The 20602-nt window shown below is 60.3% G+C and carries 13 protein-coding genes and 1 pseudogene; 11 read left to right on the top strand and 3 right to left on the bottom strand.

The genetic code is table 11. The features are described from left to right. Window positions 1–86: 86 nt before the first annotated feature. On the top strand, window positions 87–482 hold the full coding sequence (locus tag NBT82_RS06055; RefSeq protein WP_251330658.1) for a hypothetical protein: 396 nt from the start codon (window positions 87–89) through the stop codon (window positions 480–482). A 73-nt stretch (window positions 483–555) separates the two neighbouring features. On the opposite strand, the gene NBT82_RS06050 is transcribed toward NBT82_RS06055, so the two are convergent. Then, window positions 556–714 carry a hypothetical protein gene (locus NBT82_RS06050; RefSeq protein ID WP_251330657.1) on the bottom strand — a complete coding sequence of 53 codons (159 nt, stop codon included), beginning with the start codon at window positions 712–714 and terminating at the stop codon, window positions 556–558. Window positions 715–1314: 600 nt separating this feature from the next. On the opposite strand from NBT82_RS06050, the gene pglX reads away from it, so the two are divergent. The 10 genes and pseudogenes from pglX (at window position 1315) to NBT82_RS06000 (ending at window position 16957) form a co-directional block, all read left to right on the top strand. Continuing rightward, window positions 1315–5637: a BREX-5 system adenine-specific DNA-methyltransferase PglX gene (gene pglX / locus NBT82_RS06045; protein WP_251330656.1), complete on the top strand. Its 4323-nt coding sequence runs from the start codon at window positions 1315–1317 to the stop codon at window positions 5635–5637. Between the two features lie 2 nt (window positions 5638–5639). After that, on the top strand, window positions 5640–7919 hold the full coding sequence (pglZ, locus tag NBT82_RS06040) for a BREX-5 system phosphatase PglZ (RefSeq protein WP_251330655.1): 2280 nt from the start codon (window positions 5640–5642) through the stop codon (window positions 7917–7919). Window positions 7920–7998: 79 nt separating this feature from the next. Beyond that, entirely contained in the window at window positions 7999–8472 is a 474-nt protein-coding gene (locus NBT82_RS06035; RefSeq protein WP_256476700.1) for a group I intron-associated PD-(D/E)XK endonuclease, read from the top strand. After that, complete coding sequence (locus NBT82_RS06030) at window positions 8469–11375, top strand: helicase-related protein (RefSeq protein ID WP_251330653.1); 2907 nt, start codon at window positions 8469–8471, stop codon at window positions 11373–11375. The genes NBT82_RS06035 and NBT82_RS06030 overlap by 4 nt, the downstream gene beginning before the upstream one ends. Before the next feature lie 116 nt (window positions 11376–11491). Further along, a pseudogene (locus NBT82_RS06025) lies at window positions 11492–11719 on the top strand (PIN domain-containing protein); the annotation flags it as partial. Window positions 11720–11913: 194 nt separating this feature from the next. Then, window positions 11914–12171 carry a hypothetical protein gene (locus NBT82_RS06020; protein WP_251330651.1) on the top strand — a complete coding sequence of 86 codons (258 nt, stop codon included), beginning with the start codon at window positions 11914–11916 and terminating at the stop codon, window positions 12169–12171. A gap of 47 nt (window positions 12172–12218) precedes the next feature. Next, window positions 12219–12449, top strand: coding sequence for a hypothetical protein (locus tag NBT82_RS06015; protein ID WP_251330650.1), 231 nt, complete (start codon window positions 12219–12221; stop codon window positions 12447–12449). A gap of 11 nt (window positions 12450–12460) precedes the next feature. Then, window positions 12461–14146, top strand: a complete 1686-nt coding sequence (locus NBT82_RS06010; RefSeq protein ID WP_251330649.1) for a potassium channel family protein — start codon at window positions 12461–12463, stop codon at window positions 14144–14146. Window positions 14147–14291: 145 nt separating this feature from the next. Further along, window positions 14292–14723 carry a universal stress protein gene (locus tag NBT82_RS06005; RefSeq protein ID WP_345780678.1) on the top strand — a complete coding sequence of 144 codons (432 nt, stop codon included), beginning with the start codon at window positions 14292–14294 and terminating at the stop codon, window positions 14721–14723. Further along, window positions 14720–16957, top strand: a complete 2238-nt coding sequence (locus tag NBT82_RS06000) for an amino acid permease (protein ID WP_251330647.1) — start codon at window positions 14720–14722, stop codon at window positions 16955–16957. Before NBT82_RS06005 ends, NBT82_RS06000 begins: the two co-directional genes overlap by 4 nt. 857 nt (window positions 16958–17814) lie before the next feature. Here NBT82_RS06000 and NBT82_RS05995 read toward each other — a convergent pair. Then, window positions 17815–18477, bottom strand: a complete 663-nt coding sequence (locus tag NBT82_RS05995; RefSeq protein ID WP_251330646.1) for a hypothetical protein — start codon at window positions 18475–18477, stop codon at window positions 17815–17817. Between the two features lie 28 nt (window positions 18478–18505). Further along, window positions 18506–20602, bottom strand: a complete 2097-nt coding sequence (locus NBT82_RS05990; protein ID WP_251330645.1) for a heavy metal translocating P-type ATPase — start codon at window positions 20600–20602, stop codon at window positions 18506–18508.

The following is a 20602-nucleotide window of genomic DNA, read 5'->3' as shown; positions in this document are numbered from 1 at the left end:
GCAGGAAACGACTTGGTGCCGGGTGTGAACGTGAGCCAGCACGACGAATCCGCTCTTCTCGACGGATACGCGGGGGGGAGAACCGCGTGACGTCGAGGTTACTCGCGGTGCTCGAACACGTCAACAGCCGTCTGGGCGAGGACATCCTCGAGACACTCGTCGACGAATCTGACCTCTTTCTCGTCGCATTCGACAACCAAGTGACCGGCGTAGCGTCAGTTTCGGACGCGGCTATTCGTGGGTCGACGGCCCTCTGGTTCAAACCCGAGACGGGCCGAAACGCCGTCCGACAAAACCGGCTCGGAGGCCATCCCGAGGCCCTCGATCAAGACCCGTCGGATCTCCAGCGATCGATCGTGCTCACACCCGACGAGACAGCCAACGACTCGAACCGAACAGTCGCGTTCGTGCAGGGGGATCGGTACGTCTCGTTGTCGACGCTTCGAGAGAGCCCGCATCACACGATTGAACTGGAGGAGTGAGTTCGCCCGAGCGAGTGCTTACAGGTCTTCGTTGGAGTACGCGTTCCCCTCCCAGTCCGTGTCTGAAGGAATGCTACCGATCTCGTAGGGACTCGTAGGTGGCCGCCTTTTCGAGAGCGTCTCCCGGTAGACTGTTGTAGTCGATACGAACGAGGGCGTCCCCCTGGTCGGGATACATCGCTTCCCGTTCGCGCCTGCCCGCGGACATGTTGGGCTCGTCATCGTCGGTCATCGCAATCACCGCGCTCGAATTGGCGGACGGCGTTGGTGACGCGACGCCGATGTGAATGCCCGGACGATCACCATCGCGACCGCACCCAACATGCAGGTCACAACCGTCGCCGTACTTCCTGCGAGCATTCCGATAGCTGCCGACGAGATGAGTGGGTACAGCACGACTCCTGTTGCGCCCAGGTCGACATGGGCGACACCTATCGCACCGACCGTCGAGGCGATAGGGAGGATCGCGAACGCCAATTCACTAGCCAAGAAGATCGTAGATAGTTCCCGAGAGAACACACCGCCCTCCGGAGAGAGCGTCCGGTGTACACTTCTCGACTCACGGCATATCTTCACGAACGCTGGTATGAGGACAGTCGTGGCGACGGCTCCTGTGAAGGCACTCTTGATTGGGAATGGCACTACGTCTGGTCCACTGCTGTTTTTCCGGGGTGTGGACATGAGCGATCGACTAAACAGACGCAGTCGATCCTGATGATGATTTACATGAACGGAGGGTCGGAGTCTCGTCCACAAATAGGGTACGGACTTCCACTATCGGCAACATTAATGCTGGTCGTGCGATTCGAACATAGCATACGCATTCCCTCCTATGGCAAGTGATTCTCTCTCCCAACGGAAGGCGCAACTGGACAAAGACGAGCGTGAACACCTCGAAGACGTCGTCACCGAGATGCGGGAGCGCGTCGAGGACAACGTCGAGTTCCAACTCACGCAGAGAGGGCTCAACGACGAGCCCGGGGATGTCGGCTCACTGGACGAGGACACCCAGCAACTCGTCGAGGCGATCGAACTCGAGGCCGTCGACGGCGAAACCTGGTCTGAAGCCTTCGATCAGTACGTCACGGGCGTGGGATACACCATCGTCAATCGCCTCGCAGCACTGCGCTGCATGGAAGTGCGGGACTTCGTCGACGAGGAGGTCACCGTCTTCAAGGACGACGGCCTGACGCCCGCCGCCGAGACGTTGGTCCACGAGGCGTTCCTGCTGGAGGACGAGGCCATCCTCGAAGCATATCACAACGCCTGCGACGACCTCGCCGAAGAGATCGAGATCCTCTTCGATCGCTCGTCGGCCTACAGTTTGATCGACCCCGACGACGACACGTTCGAAGAACTCTGCGAGAAGCTCGATTCGGTTCCCGACGAAGTCTGGCGGGCCGACGACGTGCTCGGCTGGGTCTACGAATACTACAACGTCAAACTGCTCGACGACTTGCGCCGCAAGGGCGACCGTGAGGGCCTCGAACCTGAGGACGTCCCACCGGCGAACCAGTTCTACACGCCTCACTGGGTCGTCCGGATGCTCACCGACAACTCGCTCGGGAAGCTCTATCTTGAACACACCGGTGAGTTACAGGACGTCGTCGACGCTCAGGAGTCGTTCGCCCCCGAGGAGCGCAAGAACCGCCCGCTCTCGCCCGACGAATCGCCGGACATCGCCGACTTCTGTACCTACCTCGTTCCGAGCGAGGAGGAGGGAGATCCGACCGAGTTCGAGCATCCGAAAGAGCTTCGCGTGATCGATCCTGCCTGTGGGAGCGGGCACTTCCTCCTCTATGCGTTCGACGTCTTGGAGCGAATCTGGCGCGCCGAGACCGACCTGAGCGGCGCGGAGATTCCTAGAAAGATCCTCGAACACAACCTCTACGGCGTCGACCTCGACATGCGTGCGTGTCAGCTCTCGGCGTTCAACCTCTACTTGAAAGGCCGCACCCGTGCGGAGGCCGAGGGCGCCGACGGCTTCAACATCCCCGAGGTCGGGATCGTCTGCGCGGACGCGTCGATCGCCGAGGCCGACGGCGTCGAGGCGGTGTTCGACGAGGTCGCCGGCGACGATCCGGAGGTCGAAGAGGCGCTCGACCGCATCCTCGACGCCTTCGAGGAAGTCCACGGGCTCGGTAGTTTGCTCGACGTGCGCGGCACCCTCGGGGACCTGTTCGAGGACGACGCCGAGGTAGGGGGTACGCAGTTGACGCTCGGCGACGACCCGCGGGAGAGCCATACGCTCGGGCAGGTGCTCCACAGTCTGCGGGAGGCGGTGGAACAACATCGGGAGGGGGACTCGTTCCTGGCGCAGGACTTGCGGAGTTTCGTGCGTCTGTTGGATATTCTGGCGCAGGACTACGACGTGGCGTTGATGAATCCGCCGTATGGGTCGCAGAATCGGATGCCGGACGTTGTTCAGAACTATGTAAATAACCGTTATAGCTATTCTGCAGAGTTTTACATCAATTTCTTTGAAGCATGTGAAAGCCTATCAAAGCAGAGCGGTCGTGTCGGTATGCTAGTCCCCTGGAGTTTCATGTTTAAACGGGCCTTCCGGGGCTTCCGAGAAGACTTTGTTGGAGACCAAGGGGGGTTTGATTTCTTAGCAGAATTTGGCTACGGCGTCCTCGACAACGCAACAGTCGGTACTGTTGGGACTGTCGTCCAGACGAATACTAAATCAAATTCAAAACAGGGTACGTTCCTGCGACTCCACGACATAGATACAAAATCAAAGGAGAGAGAGCTTCTCAATTCAATTTCAGGACAAGAGAGTGGAGTCAGGCGACACTTTGAGGTGAAATTGTCTGAGTTTTCAAAAATACCAGGCACACCAATCTGTTACTCTGTTCCTCGTTCGGTTAGGGACCTCCATAATATTCCAGTGAAACTGGATGCTGAACATGCAGATGTTGAAGGGAAGTCTGTTTGTAATGCCGTTCCTGGATTACTGACAGGAGACGACACACGTTTTGCCCGGTTGCATTGGGAACTGAATGATTTCGATCAGTTCAAGCCAATCTCCAAAGGTGGCTCCGAGGCATGGATATCTCCTCAAGTCACAGAAACGGTAGAGTGGGGTAAAAGCGGAACAAGATTGAAGCGGTCTAGTACAACGGTAAGAACACCCCACGAGGAATTATACGAGGAACCGGGCTTAACTTGGACCTATATTAAGCGGACGGGCCGCCGCTTTGGCTACTACCCGGGGGGGCTGTTTAGCCACACCGGGTTCATGATGTTCCCAAGGGAAGAAAAATCGCTGTGGCAGATGATGAGTATTCTAAACTCAAGCCTGTACCACAATCTGTTTTTGTCTTTAACGACAGAACGCCACTGGAATGCCAACGAAGTCGGAAGCGTTCCTTGGGTAGAGAAGCTTGAAGATGTAGACGAGCTGGAGAGATTAGGTAAGGAACAATATTCGATTGTTCTGAAACAGCGACTCCATGATCCCATCAGTCCATACTATTCTCATCCAGAGCTACTCCCGAACAGAACAAGACCCAGTTTTGGCTATCAGCACCCACACGCAGAACAAGCAAAATCTGATCTCGATCTCCACGTGCAGTCACCAACTGTTGATAAACCAATCAAAAAGGCTGCCAGAAAAGCACAAAAGAAGAGCCTTATTCGAAAAAACAGGCTAGAAGAGATCTCCGATGAGATTGATCGCCTCATTTATGATGAAATTGGAATTGAAGAAGAGACACGCAAAAATATTCGCCAAGAAATCTTCCTCCGAACCGCTGAATCCCCCGAAGACCGCGAAGTCCCCGACCCCGAATCCGTTCCCGAAGTCCCCGACAACATCGACGAGCAAGTCAAAGACCTCGTCCATCACTTCGCGATGGAGGCCGTCCGTGAGGAGGATGACGGTATCATCCCGGTGTATTCGACTGACGACCAGCCAGACATGCTCGATCGGATCGTCGAGCGCTTCGAGGACGCCTACGGCGAGTACGCCGACGACCGCCTGATCGAGGTCGACGAAATTCTCGGGGCCGAATCTGCCGCCGAGGAGGCGTACCCCAATCTCCGAGCGTTCGTCTCCGAGGACCTGTTCGACTACCACGTCGACCGGATGGAAAACACGCCGATAGTCTGGCGGCTCACCACCGAGCGCCTCGTCTCCGACTCGACCGGCGAGGGATTCGCGTGCTTCCTCGACTACCACAGCCTAGACTCGGGGCTGTTCGACCGCCTCTCGAACCAGTACCTCGAACCGCAGAAAGCCGAGCTTCGCGAGCGCCGGTCGGCGGCCAACCGTCGGCGGAGCGATGACTCCCTGTCGGCGAGCGAGCAGGCCGAGGCCGCGGAGCAGTACGAGCGCTGTGCGAGCGGCCTCGACCAGATCGCCGTCTTCGAGGACGTGCTCCAAGAGTTGGGCAGCACCGACGAGCGCGATTTCGACGTCGAGGACCGCGAGCGCGTCGCGGAACTGGCCCCGAAGGTCGCCGGCTTCCGCGAGGAGACCCGCAAGCGCCTCGAGACGCTGGCGGACCTGCGCGAGCGCAAGGGCGAGGCGTGGTTCCAAGAGACGTTCTCCGACAACTTCTGGAACGCCGTCGACGAGTGGCGCGACGAGTGGCTCGACGCCCTCGACGAACTCGAACGCGCCTGCGAGGCGTACGGTCGACCGAGCGACGAACCTGTCGAGGCGCATCTCGCCGACCTGTTCGACTACTTCAACTGGCGGCTCAAAGGCTCGGACCACTACTCCAGTACGGGTATCCTCTTTATGACCTACTACTTCGACCGCGAGGGCGCCGCCCTTCTCGACGAAGACGGAAACCCGCACGACACTCTGACCGAGGACGAACGCCTGCTCGCCTCGCTCGCGACCGGCCTCGACGACCCCAGCCTCGTCGACCGGGAGTACCTAGAAGCGATGGTCGACGACGAAGAGATCGAGCGCGTGGGGGACCTCCCGCCGTTGGCCGAGTTCAAGGCGCTGGCAGAGGAGATCGACGACCGTTGTCAAGCCGTGGATAAGCAGGTTCCGTCGGACTGGGCCGATCGCGCACTCTCGGAGATCACGACCGCCGGCTATCAGCCCAACCGGAAACACGGCGTCGAAATCAACATCACGCCGCTTGCCGACGCCGAGATCGTGTCGAAAACCGTCGACGACCAAGTGCTGTAGCCATGCCCGCAACCAAAACCCTCCCACAGTGCGCCGAAGACGCCATCGAGACTGCCATCGCCGAGGCAGCCGACGAAGAGCCGGTCGTACTCTGGTGGGACGACGGTGGCTACCTTCGCGACGTCGTCGAGAGTGTGAGCCACTCGCTGGGCTGTGAGTTCCACGCGGCCGAACAGTCGCCATTGGAGCTCCGCGCCGACGCGCCCCGGGACCGAACCGTCTGGTACGTACCCCAGGCACACAACGACGACGTGGACTGGTTCCAGGACGTCGAGAACACTGGTGGTGTCGTCGAAGCACACATCGGCAAGCTCGCCGCACGCTGTTTCGAGAACGACCGCATCCAGGCGGCCTCGATCCGCACGGCCTACGAAGACGCCGCGGAGCGGAGTCGTTCGAGAGCGGCCAATGGCCGCTCTCGTGATCACGAAAGATCGCCCAGCGATCTTTCGGACGACTCCACGACCCCCCGCTCACAAGCTCGCGGGGACGCCGACGAGAGCGACCGCGAGCAGGTCGCGAAGACGCTCTTCCGGGAGCTCAACGGCGAGGGTGGTCTGCCGACGCTTCAGGGCCTTCAGACGAAGATCGTCCTCGACGGGCACGACGACCCGGTGCAGTTCGTGCTCGAACACGGCGCCGAAAACCTCCCTGACGATCCCGATGACCTGGTGAAGATTCGCGATCTCCTCGTCGACGACGGCGTCGCTGCCGTCGAAGGAATCACCGACGAGGAGTTGCTCGTGAGGCGCACGCGACGTTGGGCGGTCGCCGAGTGGCTCGTCGAGGAAGGTCTCGATACGTCACTGCTCGACGCCGAATACCGACCCGAATCCAGTTCCGGACTGGGAATCTCCCGGCCCGAACTCCAGTCGCTGCTGAGCAAGGTCGATTCCGAACGTGCCGAGGAACTGGCACACGTCTACCTCGACCCTGACGCTCGCTTCTGGCACGATGTCCTCCGCACTCACGACGATCCGTGGGAACTCGCCGACTGTCCCGTCGACGCCTCGCTCGAACACGAACTCTGGGACGAATGGACGCAAGCATTCCACGCCGGCGAGTACGAGACGTGCACGACTCGTGCATCCAATCGCCACCGGCGTCTCGAAACGACCTACGGCGACGTCCCGTGGACGCACGTCTGGGAGCAGGCCGTCGAAGTCGCCAAACTGGCACACGAACTCGAGACGTGGGAGGAACGCGGCGATACGACCGACGTCGTCGACCTCTACGGCGACGTCGACGACGGAACCTGGCAGATCGACAACGCCGTGTACACTCTCGTCGTCTCGGGCGAGCCCGAACATGACCTCCCCGAAGAGCACCCCGCGACGGCGACACTCGACGACTTACGCACGTCGCTGACTGAGTCGCGGTACCTCGACTATCTCAGCGACCTGGGTGATCTCGTCGTCGACCAAATCGAGGCTGGTTCGCCGTTCGTGGGTGAGAACTACGCGCACCAGTTTTTCGACCAGGAGCAAGAACACCTCCAGAGTGGCCAGAGCGTCGCGTTGTTCATCGTCGACGCACTGCGTTTCGACCTCGCACACGAACTGGCCGAATCGGTCCGCCGTGACCTTCCCAGCCTCGAGGTCGACGAGACCGCCTGGGTCGGGACGCTCCCCTCGGACACCGAGTTTGGGAAGGCAGCCCTCACACCAGGCAGCAAGTTCAGTTTCAACACCGAACTCGACGATGGGGAACTGATTCCCGAACGCAACGGCCGCGAGATCAGTAACTACCAGCGCGAGAAGATACTGAAGGACGACGGCTGGAGTTACATCATGCAGAGCGAGGACGACGAGTCGGGGTGGAGTAACACCCGTGTCGCCTACTACTGGAACGACCTCGATAAGGCGGGCGAGGAGGAACTGATCGACTTCGAGAGCGTGTTCAGCGACCGTATCGAGAAAATATCGGCCATCATCTGCGAGAAGATCGACCAGGGCGAGTGGGACCGAGCGTACATCCTCGCCGATCACGGCTTCGTCTCACTCCCAGAGAACGTCGACATCGACGACATCCACCCACCGGATGAAGCCGAGAAAGTGACTCGTCGGTGGGTTGCCGGCGCCGATCTCGACGAGAATACGCCTGGCGTACTTCTCGACGAGAACGCTCACCTCGGTTACCTCGACGACGACACGAAGGTTAGCGTCCTCGCGGACCCGATTCGACGCTTCCGCAACCGGGGACTACCGGACGCCCGATTCTACCACGGCGGCGTTCTCCCTCAAGAGTTTGTATTGAACTTCGTTACGATCACCCAAGAGTAACACCAGTATGCCCCGAAGGAACCGTGAACGATGATGCTGCTCCCACAACACAATACGTTGGTTGGAAGCGAGCGTAGAGATGAACCGTAATACGGGTCACATCGATGGTGAAGAAGCCGAACTCGCTGTCGCAGCCCATCTCGTTCGTCAAGGATGTCGAGTGTCCTACACCCACGGGTCGTACAAATACGACCTCGTTGCTGACAAAGACGACGAACTCCTCCGGACACAGGTCAAGAAGGCGAACCAAAACGACGAGAAACCCTGGAAATATCGGCTGTTCACTGAACAGTATCAGGATGGGCAGGTCGATATTTTTGCTGGATATGTCGTCGAGGAAGACGAGATATTCTACGTGGCCTTCGATGAAATCGGGAGAACCGATTTCAGGGTGAATACAAAAGATAGAGGAGAATTGAGCGACCACAACGCGAGCGAGGCGAACCTGATCGAGGACTATACGTTCGAACGAGCATTTCGTGAATATACGACTGGAACAGAGACGGAAAAAGAGGACGAGACGTCGTCATCTGACCCAGTAGAGGGGCAATGAATTCGTTCGATCCTGGCGACTCGATACGCCTGAACGGGACTCCGGCCGAGGTCATCAAAACATACTCAGTCGGCGATCTTGAGTACCTGCGAGCGTACGTCGAAGACGCGGGTGTGAAGACCGTCTGTATCGACGATGTCGAGATTGAGTCAAAACGCAATCGACTCGCCGAGTTGGAACCAGCGTCGGCCGATAAACTGCATCCCGATCACGAAGCAGTCTCAGCCGAATGGTTCGATCTGCGTTCCCAGGCGCTCCAGTTTCAGATTGCCCACGAGCAAGGCCAGCTACTGAGCATCTCGAACTCGCTAGTTCGCCTCGAACCGTACCAGCTCGCCGCGGTCAACTGGGTGATGCAGAAGCTCCGCCAGCGCGCGCTGATCGCCGACGATGTCGGCCTCGGGAAGACCATCGAGGCAGGCCTCATTCTCAAAGAACTCACCGCTCGAAACCGCGCTGAGCGTGTCCTGTTCGTCGTTCCTGCCCACCTTCAGAAGAAGTGGATCCGAGACATGGATCGGTTCTTCGACATCGGCCTCACGCCGGCCGACAGGCAGTGGGCCGAAGGAGAGCGCCGCCGACTCGGCGAGGAATCCAATATCTGGGACCAAGACCATCAGCAACTGGTCACGAGCCAGGCGTTTCTCCGGCAGGAGGAGTTCCAGCCCGCCCTCGACGAGACGTTCTGGGATGTCGTGGTGGTCGACGAAGCCCACAAGGCCGCCAAGCGGGGAGAGTCGCCGAGTAAAACGTCGAAGATGGTTGAGCGGGTCGCCGGTAATTCTGACTCGCTCCTCCTCCTCAGCGCGACGCCACACGACGGCAAGGGCGAAGCGTTCCGCTCGCTCGTCGAGTACATCGACCCGTTCCTCGTCGCCGAGGACCAGCATCTCTCGAAGGAGGCCGTCGACCGCGTGATGATCCGACGCGGGAAACAGACGCTGTACGACGACGACGGCGAACGCATCTTCCCCGACCGTGAGGTCACCACGATTCCAATCGATATGCCCCACGAGGAACGGCAGTTCTACCGTGCGGTTACTGATTACGTACAGAACGTCTACAACCGGTCCGAGAAACTGAACGAACCAGCGGTCGGGTTCGCGATGGCGCTCATGCAGAAGCGACTCGTCAGCAGCATCGGCGCCATCAAAGCGACACTGAGCCGTCGCTTGGGCGACCTCGTCGACGAACAGTCAAGCACCACCCGTCTCTCGGAGGAGGCGTCAGCGTATCTCGACGGCGAAGACCTCGGCGAAGACGACAAGCAACGGGCTGAGGAGGAACTCTCTGCGCTGACCGTCACCGAGAGCGACGCACAACTCGAGGAAGAGATCGAAACGCTTCGCGATCTCGTTTCGCTGGCAGAGAGCATCTCCGTCGACTCGAAAGCGCAGAAGGTGCGCCGCTACATCCAGCAGTTGCTTGAGGAGCAACCCGACGAGAAGCTCTTGCTGTTCACCCAGTACCGCGACACGCTGGATTACCTTCTCGACCTCGTGATGGACGAACCCTGGGCCGACGAGATTCTCGTCATCCACGGTGACGTCGACAAGGAGGAGCGTGCTCGTATCGAGGAGGAGTTCAACCACGGGCAGTCCCGTCTCCTCTTTGCGACTGATGCAGCGAGTGAGGGGATCGACCTCCAGCACAGCTGCCACATTATGGTGAACTACGAGCTGCCGTGGAATCCCAACCGCCTCGAGCAGCGTATCGGTCGCCTTCACCGCTACGGGCAGGACGAAGAGGTCAAGGTCTGGAACTTCACGTTCGAAGATACTCGCGAGGGCGAGATTTTCGACATGCTCCAGAACAAGGTCGAGAGCATCCGGGGGAAACTCGGCAACACGGCCGACGTCCTTGGGATGCTCGACGACATCAACGTCGACTCGCTCATCATGGAGTCTATCCGGAACGAGGAACCAGCGAGTGCCACGAAAGAGGAACTCGAAGAACTCATCGACGAGCGCCAACGCACGCTCCAAGAGTGGTACGAACGCAGCCTCGTCGACACGAGCACGTTCGATCAAGAGAGCCGACAGAAGATCCAGGAAGTCATGGACGAGTCCGAGGATGTCTACGGGACCGAAGCAGACATCCACGAGTTCGTCGAGCGCGGAATCGAGGTGCTTGGTGGTGACGTCGAGAAGGCAGGGACCAATCTCTATCGAGCCGAACTACCTCGCTCCCTTCGGCAGGGTACTGACGAAAAGTACGGCCCGTTCACGTTCAGCCGAGAGTTCGCCATGGACCACGATGGCATCGATTACGTCTCTCCTGACGACGAACTGGTTCAGCGACTCATGCAGCGAGTGCTGGAGAGTGAGCAGGGTAATGTCGGTCTGAAGCTCCTTCCGTTCGTTGACCAGCCGGGAATCGCCTACAACTACCGTGTGACGTTTGAAGACGGAACGGGTGAAGTCATTCGCGAAGACATGATTTCGGTGTATGTCGATGCGAACCACCGAGATCCCCGAGGGCGCCTCGGTCAACGAGTTGTCGATGGAGAGAGCATCAAAGGTTCGCCCGATGCGGACCGCGCACGATCTCTGATTGAGCACCAAGGGCAGTTGCGAGCGGCTGCTGATCGCTATGTCAGTCAGAGAGTTGCCTCTCTGAAAGAAGAACTGTATGAACGTCGCCGCGAGGAAACTCAACAGGAACTGAACGATCTCGAAGAATATGCTGAAGCAGAGCGTCAGCGAATCCAAGAATTCATCGAGAACTACGAACAGAAGGCTGAGACGGGGTCGAACATGGACATCGCAATTCGCGGCCAACAGGAGCGTCTCAATAGACTTGAACAGCGTATCGAGAGTCGTCGCCAGGAGTTAGAACGAAAGGCGCAGATAGTCTCACTCGCCCCGGAGGTGGAGAACCTGTGCTTCGCGTTCCCAGTATAGGTATCGGCCACACGGAAGGACTATCTCTCTGTCTGGGCCCCCACGAAGACAGCAAAACGGATTCCCGTTAGAAACCCTAAAGAGGTTGAGATCGTTGATACACCAGCGATCGATCGGAGGATGTCGTCGAAAAAGCGGATACGGAACTCGTGGGGCTGGCGCTCGAAACCCTGCTTGATGGGGCCGGGAATCGAGTTCTCGTCGTCACGAACGATATTCCACTCGGCGAAGCAGTCGAAGCGCTACTTCCGAACTACGGATTCGACGACGAGCAAATCACCTGGCTCACCGGTAGTGAACTCGCTGCCGAACTCGCCGAGGATTTGGTCCCAGAGTTCGACTGATTCGAAGGCAAGATGATTGAGTGTCCTATATTGGTTCTCATCAACTATAGTAGCCTTTGTAAGTCATCGCACACCTGATCGCACGCAGTCTGGCGATCAGGTGTGCAAACAGTTCCAAACGCTACTATAGGTAGTGTCGCGTTTCCGTGACCAACACCTCCCGATTTTACCGGGACACAGTTGCTCGTGACCGAGTGACGTTCAACGACCCAATAGTAGCGGCCAAGCGCCACGCCGTAGCGGTAGCGAACCACGGGACGGAACCGTCGTCGGTCGGAATCGGTCAGTGGCTGAGCGAAATCAACGGCAGTGCACCCAGAGACGATGACATCGACGTTCGCCACACCGTTGTCGTGCGATTACGAACGAAAATTCAGCGATGGGCGCTGCAGGCACTCGGTCGGCGAACGAACCCCCTTGCTTGGCCTGAAACGGTCGAAATCGACGGATGATGTATACACCAAAGAACACAGTATTCTGTGATTTTATAGTATCCTGTATGCCATCGATCACGGTCAACGTGGACGACGACCTCAAAGAGCGAATGGAGCAGCACCCGGAGATCAACTGGAGCGAGGTCACGCGGCAAGCGATCGAAGAGAAGGTCGACGCCCTCGAAGTGATGGACGAACTCACGAGCGAGAGCGAACTCACCGAGAGCGACGTGCGGGATATCGCCGACAAGATCAACGAACGCGGACGCGAGCGCATCGACGAGGAATCGGCGTAGACGACCGACCAATGCCTGATCTTCCAGAACACCCGTTCGATATTCAACTCTCTCGTCGGGATCGGATCGTCGTCTACTATCTCACCGGACTAGCTGTGCTGATCGCTGTGTACACAGTCACGTACAACGTTGCACTGGCTCGGCTGGAAGGGGTCGACCAGTCGATATTCGCATCGTTCGAGTTCGTCGTCCAGACGATGACTACGACCGGATACGGACAGGATTCCGGGCTGTGGAGTCATCCGCTGATGTTCTTGTTCGTCGCTGGAACGCAGATTTCCGGTATCGCGCTGGGGTTCTTCACGCTCAGGCTCATCATCATCCCGTTGTTCACGGGAGCCGAGGTCAACCTCGACAACCGGCTCTCTCCCAAATCCGATCACGTCATCATCTGTGAATACCGGCGTGACTCCGCCATCCTCCTCGATGAACTCCGAGAACTGGGTATCGACTACGTCTTGATTTCCTCGTCCGAAGAGAACGCCAAAGAACTGTCCGACGACGGGTATTCAGTCATTCACGGCTCTCCACAGGACGCGTCGGCATTCGAACGAGCCAGCATCGAGACGGCACGAGCAGTCATCACGGATACCGGGGATGCAACCGTCAACACGATCCTGACCGTGCGGTCACTCGATTCGGATATCGACGTCATCACGCTGACCGACGACAGCGAGATGCGGGACATCTTGTTGGACACGGGTGCGGATACCGTCCTGTCTCCGCATGGAGTGCTCGGACAGAGACTCGCCGAGAAAGCGGTCTCTTCGTTCAAATCGGAGTTGACGGACACGATCAAGCTCGGGGGTGAACTAGAAGTCACGGAGGTCCCCATCCAGCAGGGAAACCGACTGATAGGAACACGAATCCGTAACTCGAAAATTAGAGAGGAAACGGGGGCTAACATCATCGGTGCGTGGATCGACGGGGAACTACAGCTCCCCCCGGATCCGGACGCCATCATCCGCTCGAATACGGTACTGCTCCTCACGGGCGCACACGATGCGTTGGAGGCGTTCAGTGATTTCACTCAGCCGTCCCGCATGCTTCGGACCCACGAGCGCATCGTCGTTGCCGGACAGGGCGAAGTCGGCAAAGCCGCACGGGAGTTCGTCTCCGAGCAAGGAATCGACGTCGTGACTATCGATATCGAAGACCGCGAGGAGGTGGACGTCGTGGGCGACTCCAGATCGGACGAAATCCTGGAAGAGGCAGAGATAGAGACTGCCGGTGCGATCATCGTCGGACTGCCGGACGATTCCGCATCACTGCTGACGACGGTGTTAGCCCGGTCGCTGAACCGCGATATCGAGATTCTCGCCCGGGTGAGTGACCCAGGCACGACCCGGAAGGCACTGAGTGCCGGAGCGGACTACGTACTCTCCGTCCCACGGGTGAGTGCTCGGATGGTCGCCAGGGAACTCCGCGGTGAGGATGTCCTCGCTCCGGCGAGCCAGATTCGGCTCCTCCGCGTTCCAGCGACACCGCTTTCGGGGTCGACGCTCGCAGCGTCGGGCATCTACGAAAAGACGGGCTGTCGCGTCATCGCCATCGAAGACGAATCCGGGCTCACCACCACGGTCGATCCACAGCGGGAGTTCGTGGGACCCGAACACATCGTCCTCGTCGGGTCCGACGAAGCGGTACAACAGTTTCGGAAGCAGTTCGACGTCTCGGCGATCGAACCCGAGAACTGACCCCGGACGGGCACATCGAGTGTCCCGTCTCGATTCTTCGGGATGCTGAACTCTCAGCCGCACGATACGGCATCACTGGGATCCGCTCGCTCACGATCCACGATCGGATACACACGCTTAACAGATAGTGGATGGATCTATGAGTATGTGCAGTAAGACGGACGACGAAGACATCCTCACCCATGTCCTTCTTCCCGTCGCTCACGAATCCGACGCGTTAGCGACGGCGAAGAAACTCGAACCCTACGGGCCGACCCACGTGACCGCTCTTCACGTCGTAGAGAAGGGCGGTGGCGTGCCGGACAAAACGCCGGTCGAGCAGTCCGAGGACTTGGCCAGGGAATCGTACGCCGCCGTCCGGTCGGTATTCCCCGATGCCGACGAACACACCGCCTATGGACGGGACGTGGCTGCTACGATCTTCGAAGCCGCCGACGAGGTCGGCGCCAGCGCCATTGCCTTCCGATCTCGCGGGGGGAACCGACTCATGCAGTTCCTCTCCGGCGACATCTCACTGAAACTGGTGACCCAGGCAGATCGTCCGGTCATCGCCCTCCCCCGTGAGGACGAGACATGAGCGAGGAAGACCTCGCCAAGGACCTCGGACCGCTCGCGGCGCTGACCATCGGCGTCGGGACGATGATCGGTGCGGGTATCTTCGTTCTACCGGGTGAAGCCATCCTCAAGGCCGGATCGCTGGCGTCCGTGGCGTTCGTTTTGGGTGGCGTCATCGCCATGTTCACGGCGCTGTCGGCCAGCGAACTCGGCACCGCGATGCCCCGATCGGGCGGGGCCTACTACTACGTCAACCACGCGCTGGGACCCCTGTTCGGGTCGGTCGCCGGCTGGGCCAACTGGCTCGGATTGGCCTTCGCCAGCGCGTTCTACATGGTCGGGTTCGGCCGGTACATCGCCCGCATCTTCGGTCTTTCGGGCAGTATCGGTGCCGGCCCGGTATCGATCACCGTCGTGAAGATAATCGCGCTCGTCGGGGGTGCCTTCTTCATCCTCGTCAACTACGTCGGCGCGAAGGAGACGGGACGACTCCAGAACATCATCGTCGTCCTGTTGGTCGGTATCCTCACCGTGTTCACGTTCCTCGGAACGCTCCGAGCCGAACCGTCGAACCTTCCGGCCGCGACCGACGTGGTCACCACCTTGGAGACGACGGGCCTCATCTTCGTCTCCTATCTCGGCTTCGTCCAGATCACGAGCGTCGCCGAGGAGATCAAAGATCCCGGCAAGAACCTCCCGCGGGCGGTCATCGGCAGCGTCGTCATCGTGACGGTCATCTACGCGCTCGTTTTGGTGATTATGAGCGCTGCCGTGCCCCCAGGATTCATCGCGGATATCATCAGTTCCGACGCCGAGAACCCCATCGCAGTCGTCGAAGTGGGCGATTACATTCAGGGTGCCGCGATGGGCGGTGCATTGCTGTTCGGTGGCCTCCTCGCGACCGCCTCGAGTGCGAACGCCTCCATCCTCGCCTCCTCGCGGATCAACTTCGCGATGGGTCGTGACCGTATCGTCACGCCGGCACTCAACCAGATACACGAGCGGTTCGGAACCCCCTACCGCGCTATCGGTATCACTGGCGGCCTCATTCTCCTGTTCATCGTCATCGGCGACCTGACGCTGCTGTCCGGGGCCGCGTCGGGCTTGCACCTCATCATCTACGGCCTGCTGAATTTGGCGCTCATCGTGATGCGCTACGTCGCTCCCGAGGAGTACACCCCGGATTTCGTCGTTCCGTTGTATCCGATATTACCGATCTTGGGCGCCGTGCTTTCCTTTGCGCTACTGATCTTCGTCGCCAGTGACGCACTGATCCTGTCGTTCGGCATCGCAATAGCAGCGATACTGTGGTATTTCCTCTACGCTCGGACACGAACGGAAAAACAGGGGATCCTCTCGAAGCACATCGTCTCACAGTCCGAAGAGATGCCCGACGCTGCCGTTAGCGCAGCTACCGGTGTTCAGCCTGATGGCGGCCAGTACCGCGTGATGGTGCCACTGGCCAACCCCGCACACCAGCAAGAACTCATCACACTCGCCAGCGCCATCGCCAAACAGCGCGGTGGAACCGTCGTCGCCACCCACATCGTCACGGTGCCCGATCAGACGGCGCTGGCGGCCGCAGCCGACCGGTCCGACGACATCGACGAGAGCTCACAGCACCTGCTGGACAACGCCCGCGAGGACGCCGAAACGTTCGGCGTCGACGTCGAGACACACACCATCCTGTCGCACAAATCCTACGAGGCCATCTTCGATGCGGCCCGAACCCACACGGCCGACCTCGTCGTTATGGGTTGGGGACCCGATTCGCATGGCTCACCCGGGCGAGCGGAGTCGGCACTCGATGAACTCACCGAGGCAGTCCCCTGTGACTTCCTGATTCTCCGCGACCGTGGGTTCGATCCCTCGCGGGTTCTACTCCCGACGGCCGGTGGCCCGGATTCGGAGCTCTCGGCCACCATCGCGAAATATCTCCAGTCGGAGTTCGACGCCGAGGTGGCGTTGCTCAACGTCGCGGAGGACCGCAACGCGGGCGAGCAGTTCCTCGAAGAGTGGGCTGCAGACAACGGATTGGAGGATGCCGACCTGCTCGTTAAATCCGGAGACGTAGAGACGGCTATCGGGAACGCTGCGGACGATGCGACGCTTCTGCTCCTCGGGGCGACCGAAGAAGGGCTCCTTCGCCGCCTCGTCTCTGGATCGCTCGTATTGGACGTTATCGACGATGTGGAGTGTTCGGTCCTGCTCGCGGAGAAACACCGCGACCGTGGCCTCCTCGAACGACTGTTCTGAGCGGCGGGACGTCTCGCTACCCCCTTCGGGATTCTACCTCTCGGAAATCGTTCTGCCAATGGGCCGGGTCGAATTCATGATTGCTCGCAGAAACCCGCTGTCTCTGGCGTTGTTATCGTCCTGCAGTTAGCACATCGGCGAAGATCATGTGTTCCTACCGTGGTCGGTCCGCTCAACAACGGCAATGCCGAGTTCCTGTGACCAAAGACGACTGACTCTCGTTTTGTTGGGAGGGCAGTCGACCGTGACTTGGGGACGCTCAACGACCAAATGATTAGAGGCCAAGCGCCACGCCGTAGAGACAGCGAACCACGGGACGAAACCGCCGTCGTTCGGAATCGGCCAGTAGCTGAACGAAAGCAACGCCATTCCACTCAGAGCGGATGACGTCGACGTTCATCTCATCGCTGTCGTGCGATTGCGAACGAGAAATCGGCGATTGGCGCTTGGCACTCGTTCGATCGGTGAACGAATCGTCCTTTGGGCCGTAAGACGGTCGCAGTCGAGCGGTTGAACCCATCCGAACGTCTGAGACGGAATGAACGGATTACACTACGAGATCGATTCGACAAAACTATGCCGTACACTACCATCATGGGCAGGGAGGCTCCGACTGTGGGAGGACCACCCCGCCGAGCCGGAACACTGCTTCCTGATGCTCGTGTGTCTCTTCGGAGTACTCGGGACTCACCGAAAGCGGACCGAACGCAGCGATTCTGCGTACTGCCGCTGGAGCGGTGCTCACGTATCGAAGTTGGCGAGTTCGGGAATGTTGCTACTGAAGCGCTCGATAGTATCGATAACGGAAGTAATATCGAACAGATGTTAGTTCCGTTTATGATTGGGCTACGGAATCGTCACACAGTACCGATTGCTCCGACGGTAAACAGGGAGTCGTCCATGAGGACGATTTGAACGCGGCGGTGCCAGGCGTCGGCGAAGGTGTCGCGCTGCTGTTCGTTCGCCGACCCGTCGAGTATCCGCTGGAGATTTCCGGTCGCGGGCCCACCGTCCGGGATCTCGCTCACGTGGTAGACCACTTCGACGATCTCATCCGTGTCGGTTCGCCGGAACCGGAACGTCGGCTCCGCCGTGTCCGGGTCGAAGGCGTCGAAGCGCAGGAGATCGCGGCGGCCGCCGTAGCCGCCGGCGAGACCGCCGAAGCCGTCGTCCTTGGCCGCACCAGTCACGTACGAGATGATGCGGCTCATCACGCCGTACGCAGCATCGTCCCGTGGGCCGGCCGCCTGGACCTCGATTTCGCTTCGGACTGGATAGTCGTCGGGATACAGGGCGTCGAGCCCGAACTGGACGATCCGGTAGGCACCCGAGGCCGTCGGACAGGAGTGTCCCGCCTCTTTCACCGCGTCTCTATAGGTGATGACGAACGGGTCGCCCGGTTCCAGGACGCCGAGAGCCTCCGCGACGGGATCGCGGATTTCGACCGGATCGACGTCGTAGTCGACCTGCCAATTGGTTCTCGTCTGAGTCGCGTCAGTCGCAGTGGAATTCGATGTCATGAGTAGTAGTGGTGATCGTATCTAGTGGTCAGTAGCGGAGCAGTCGCATCCCGTTGAGGATCACCGCGAGGACGCTGGCCTCGTGGACGAGCATTCCCGCAGCGAGGGTGACGTAGCTCGTGAGTACGCCCGCGAGGAGAACGGTCACGGTCAGCACCGCGAGTCCGACGTTCTCGAGGACGTTCCAACGCGTCGCCTTGCTCAATTTGACCGCGTACGGAATCCGTTCGAGGTCGTCGGCCATCAACGCCATGTCCGCCGTCTCGATGGCGGTGTCCGTCCCCGCAGCACCCATCGCGATGCCGACGTCGGCGGTCGCCAGCGACGGCGCGTCGTTGATGCCGTCGCCGACCATCGCGACGACGTGGCCGTCGGCCTGGTAGGCTTCGATGACGGACTGCTTGTCTTCGGGGAGGAGTTCGGCGCGGTACTCGTCGATGCCGACCTCCTGCGTGGCGGCCTCGCCGCCACGTTCTCGGAGGCCGATGAAACCGGCCTCCTTGGCAACGGCGGCGGCCGTCCGCTCGTTGTCGCCGGTGAGCATCACCGTCTCGATGCCAGCGTCTTGGAGTGACGCGACGACGCCAGGAGCGGCCTCTCGGAGTTCGTCCCGCATCGCGATCGCGCCGATGATGTCCCAGTCGCCGCTCACGGGTCGCTCCCGCTCCCCGTTCGCGCGTTCGGCGGTCTCGCTCCCGTTAGTCGCTCCGACCGCCCGCCGCACGACGTGGACGACCGTTTCGCCGCGCTCCTCCCGCTCGCGGACGTATTCGGTGACTCGACTGGGGACGTCGATGTCGCGGTCGTCCAGCAGCGCGCGGTTGCCGACGACGAGTTCGTGGCTATCGGTATGGGCGATAACGCCCTTGCCGGCGACGACGTCGAAGTCGTCCGGATCGGGAATCGACTGGCGTCCCGCGTCCGTATCGTCTACCTGGGTGACCGTCGCACCGCCATCCGTCGCAGCGGTCGGGCCCTCGCGGGCCGCGTCGACGATGGCGTCGGCGAGGTGGTGCTCGCTCTTCTTCTCGGCGGTCGCCGCGAGCGAGAGGACCTCGTCGTCGGTGACGCCGAACCCCTCGACGTCGGCGACAGCGAGGGCGGCTCCGCCGCCCTCGTCATTCCGTGGCTGCGAAGCCGCCACGCGGGTCTCGCCCTTCGTGAGCGTCCCCGTCTTGTCGAAGGCGACGAGGTCGATCTTGCCGGCGCGTTCGAGGTGTTCGCTGCCCTTCATCAGCACGCCCGACCGGGCGGCGTTCCCGATGGCCGAGACGATGCTGACCGGCGGCCCGATGACGAGCGCCCCGGGACAGCCGATGACCAGCAGCGTCAGCGACAGGATCGCGTTCCCCGTGACAGCGAACGCGCCGATGGCGAGCACGACGACGGCCGGCGTGTAGTACTTCGCGAACCGATCGATGAGACTCTCCGTGGGCGACTGGGCCTCCTGGGCCTCCTCGACGCGGCGGATGATGCGTTCGAGCGTCGTGTCCGAGCCTGCGCCCGTCGTCCGGATCTCCAGTGCGCCTTCCTGGTTGACCGTCCCGGCGTAGACTTCGTCGCCGTCGGCCTTGTGGACGGGTGCGCTCTCGCCCGTGACCGGCGCCTGGTTGACCGCACTCTCGCCGTCGACGACGGTCCCGTCGACCGGAATCTTCCCGCCCGGTTTGACGATAACTATCTCGCCCTCTTCGACCTGGCGGGCGGGGACTTCCTGGAGGTCCCCGTCGCGACGAACGGTCGCCGTGTCGGGTGTCATCTCCAGTAGCTCCTGGAGGGCCGTCCGGGTCTTCCGCATCGTCCGGCCCTCGAGGTAGCTGCCGAGGCTGAACAGGAAGACCACGGCTGCGGCCTCCCAGTACTCCCCGATGACGATGGCCCCGATCGCGGCCAGCGTCACCAGCGTCTTGATGCCGAGCGTCCGGTTGGTGACCTCGTGGTAGGCGGTCTTGGCGATGTCGTAGCCACCCACGGTCGTCGCGAGGACGAGGATGGCGGCGCTTGCTATCTCGAAACTCGTGAGGTAGCCGAGACTCCAGCCGCCGCCGTAGAGGAGGCCGCTCGTCGCCGTGACGATAGCCTTCCGGTGTTTCCGGTAGTACTGCGTGATCGCTCGTTTGTTCAT

It is taken from the genome of Haloplanus sp. HW8-1, from assembly GCF_023703795.1.
In the GTDB taxonomy this organism is placed as follows: domain Archaea; phylum Halobacteriota; class Halobacteria; order Halobacteriales; family Haloferacaceae; genus Haloplanus; species Haloplanus pelagicus.
The sequence above is the reverse complement of the archived record's forward strand: the minus strand, read 5'-3'. Positions and strand labels throughout refer to the sequence as shown.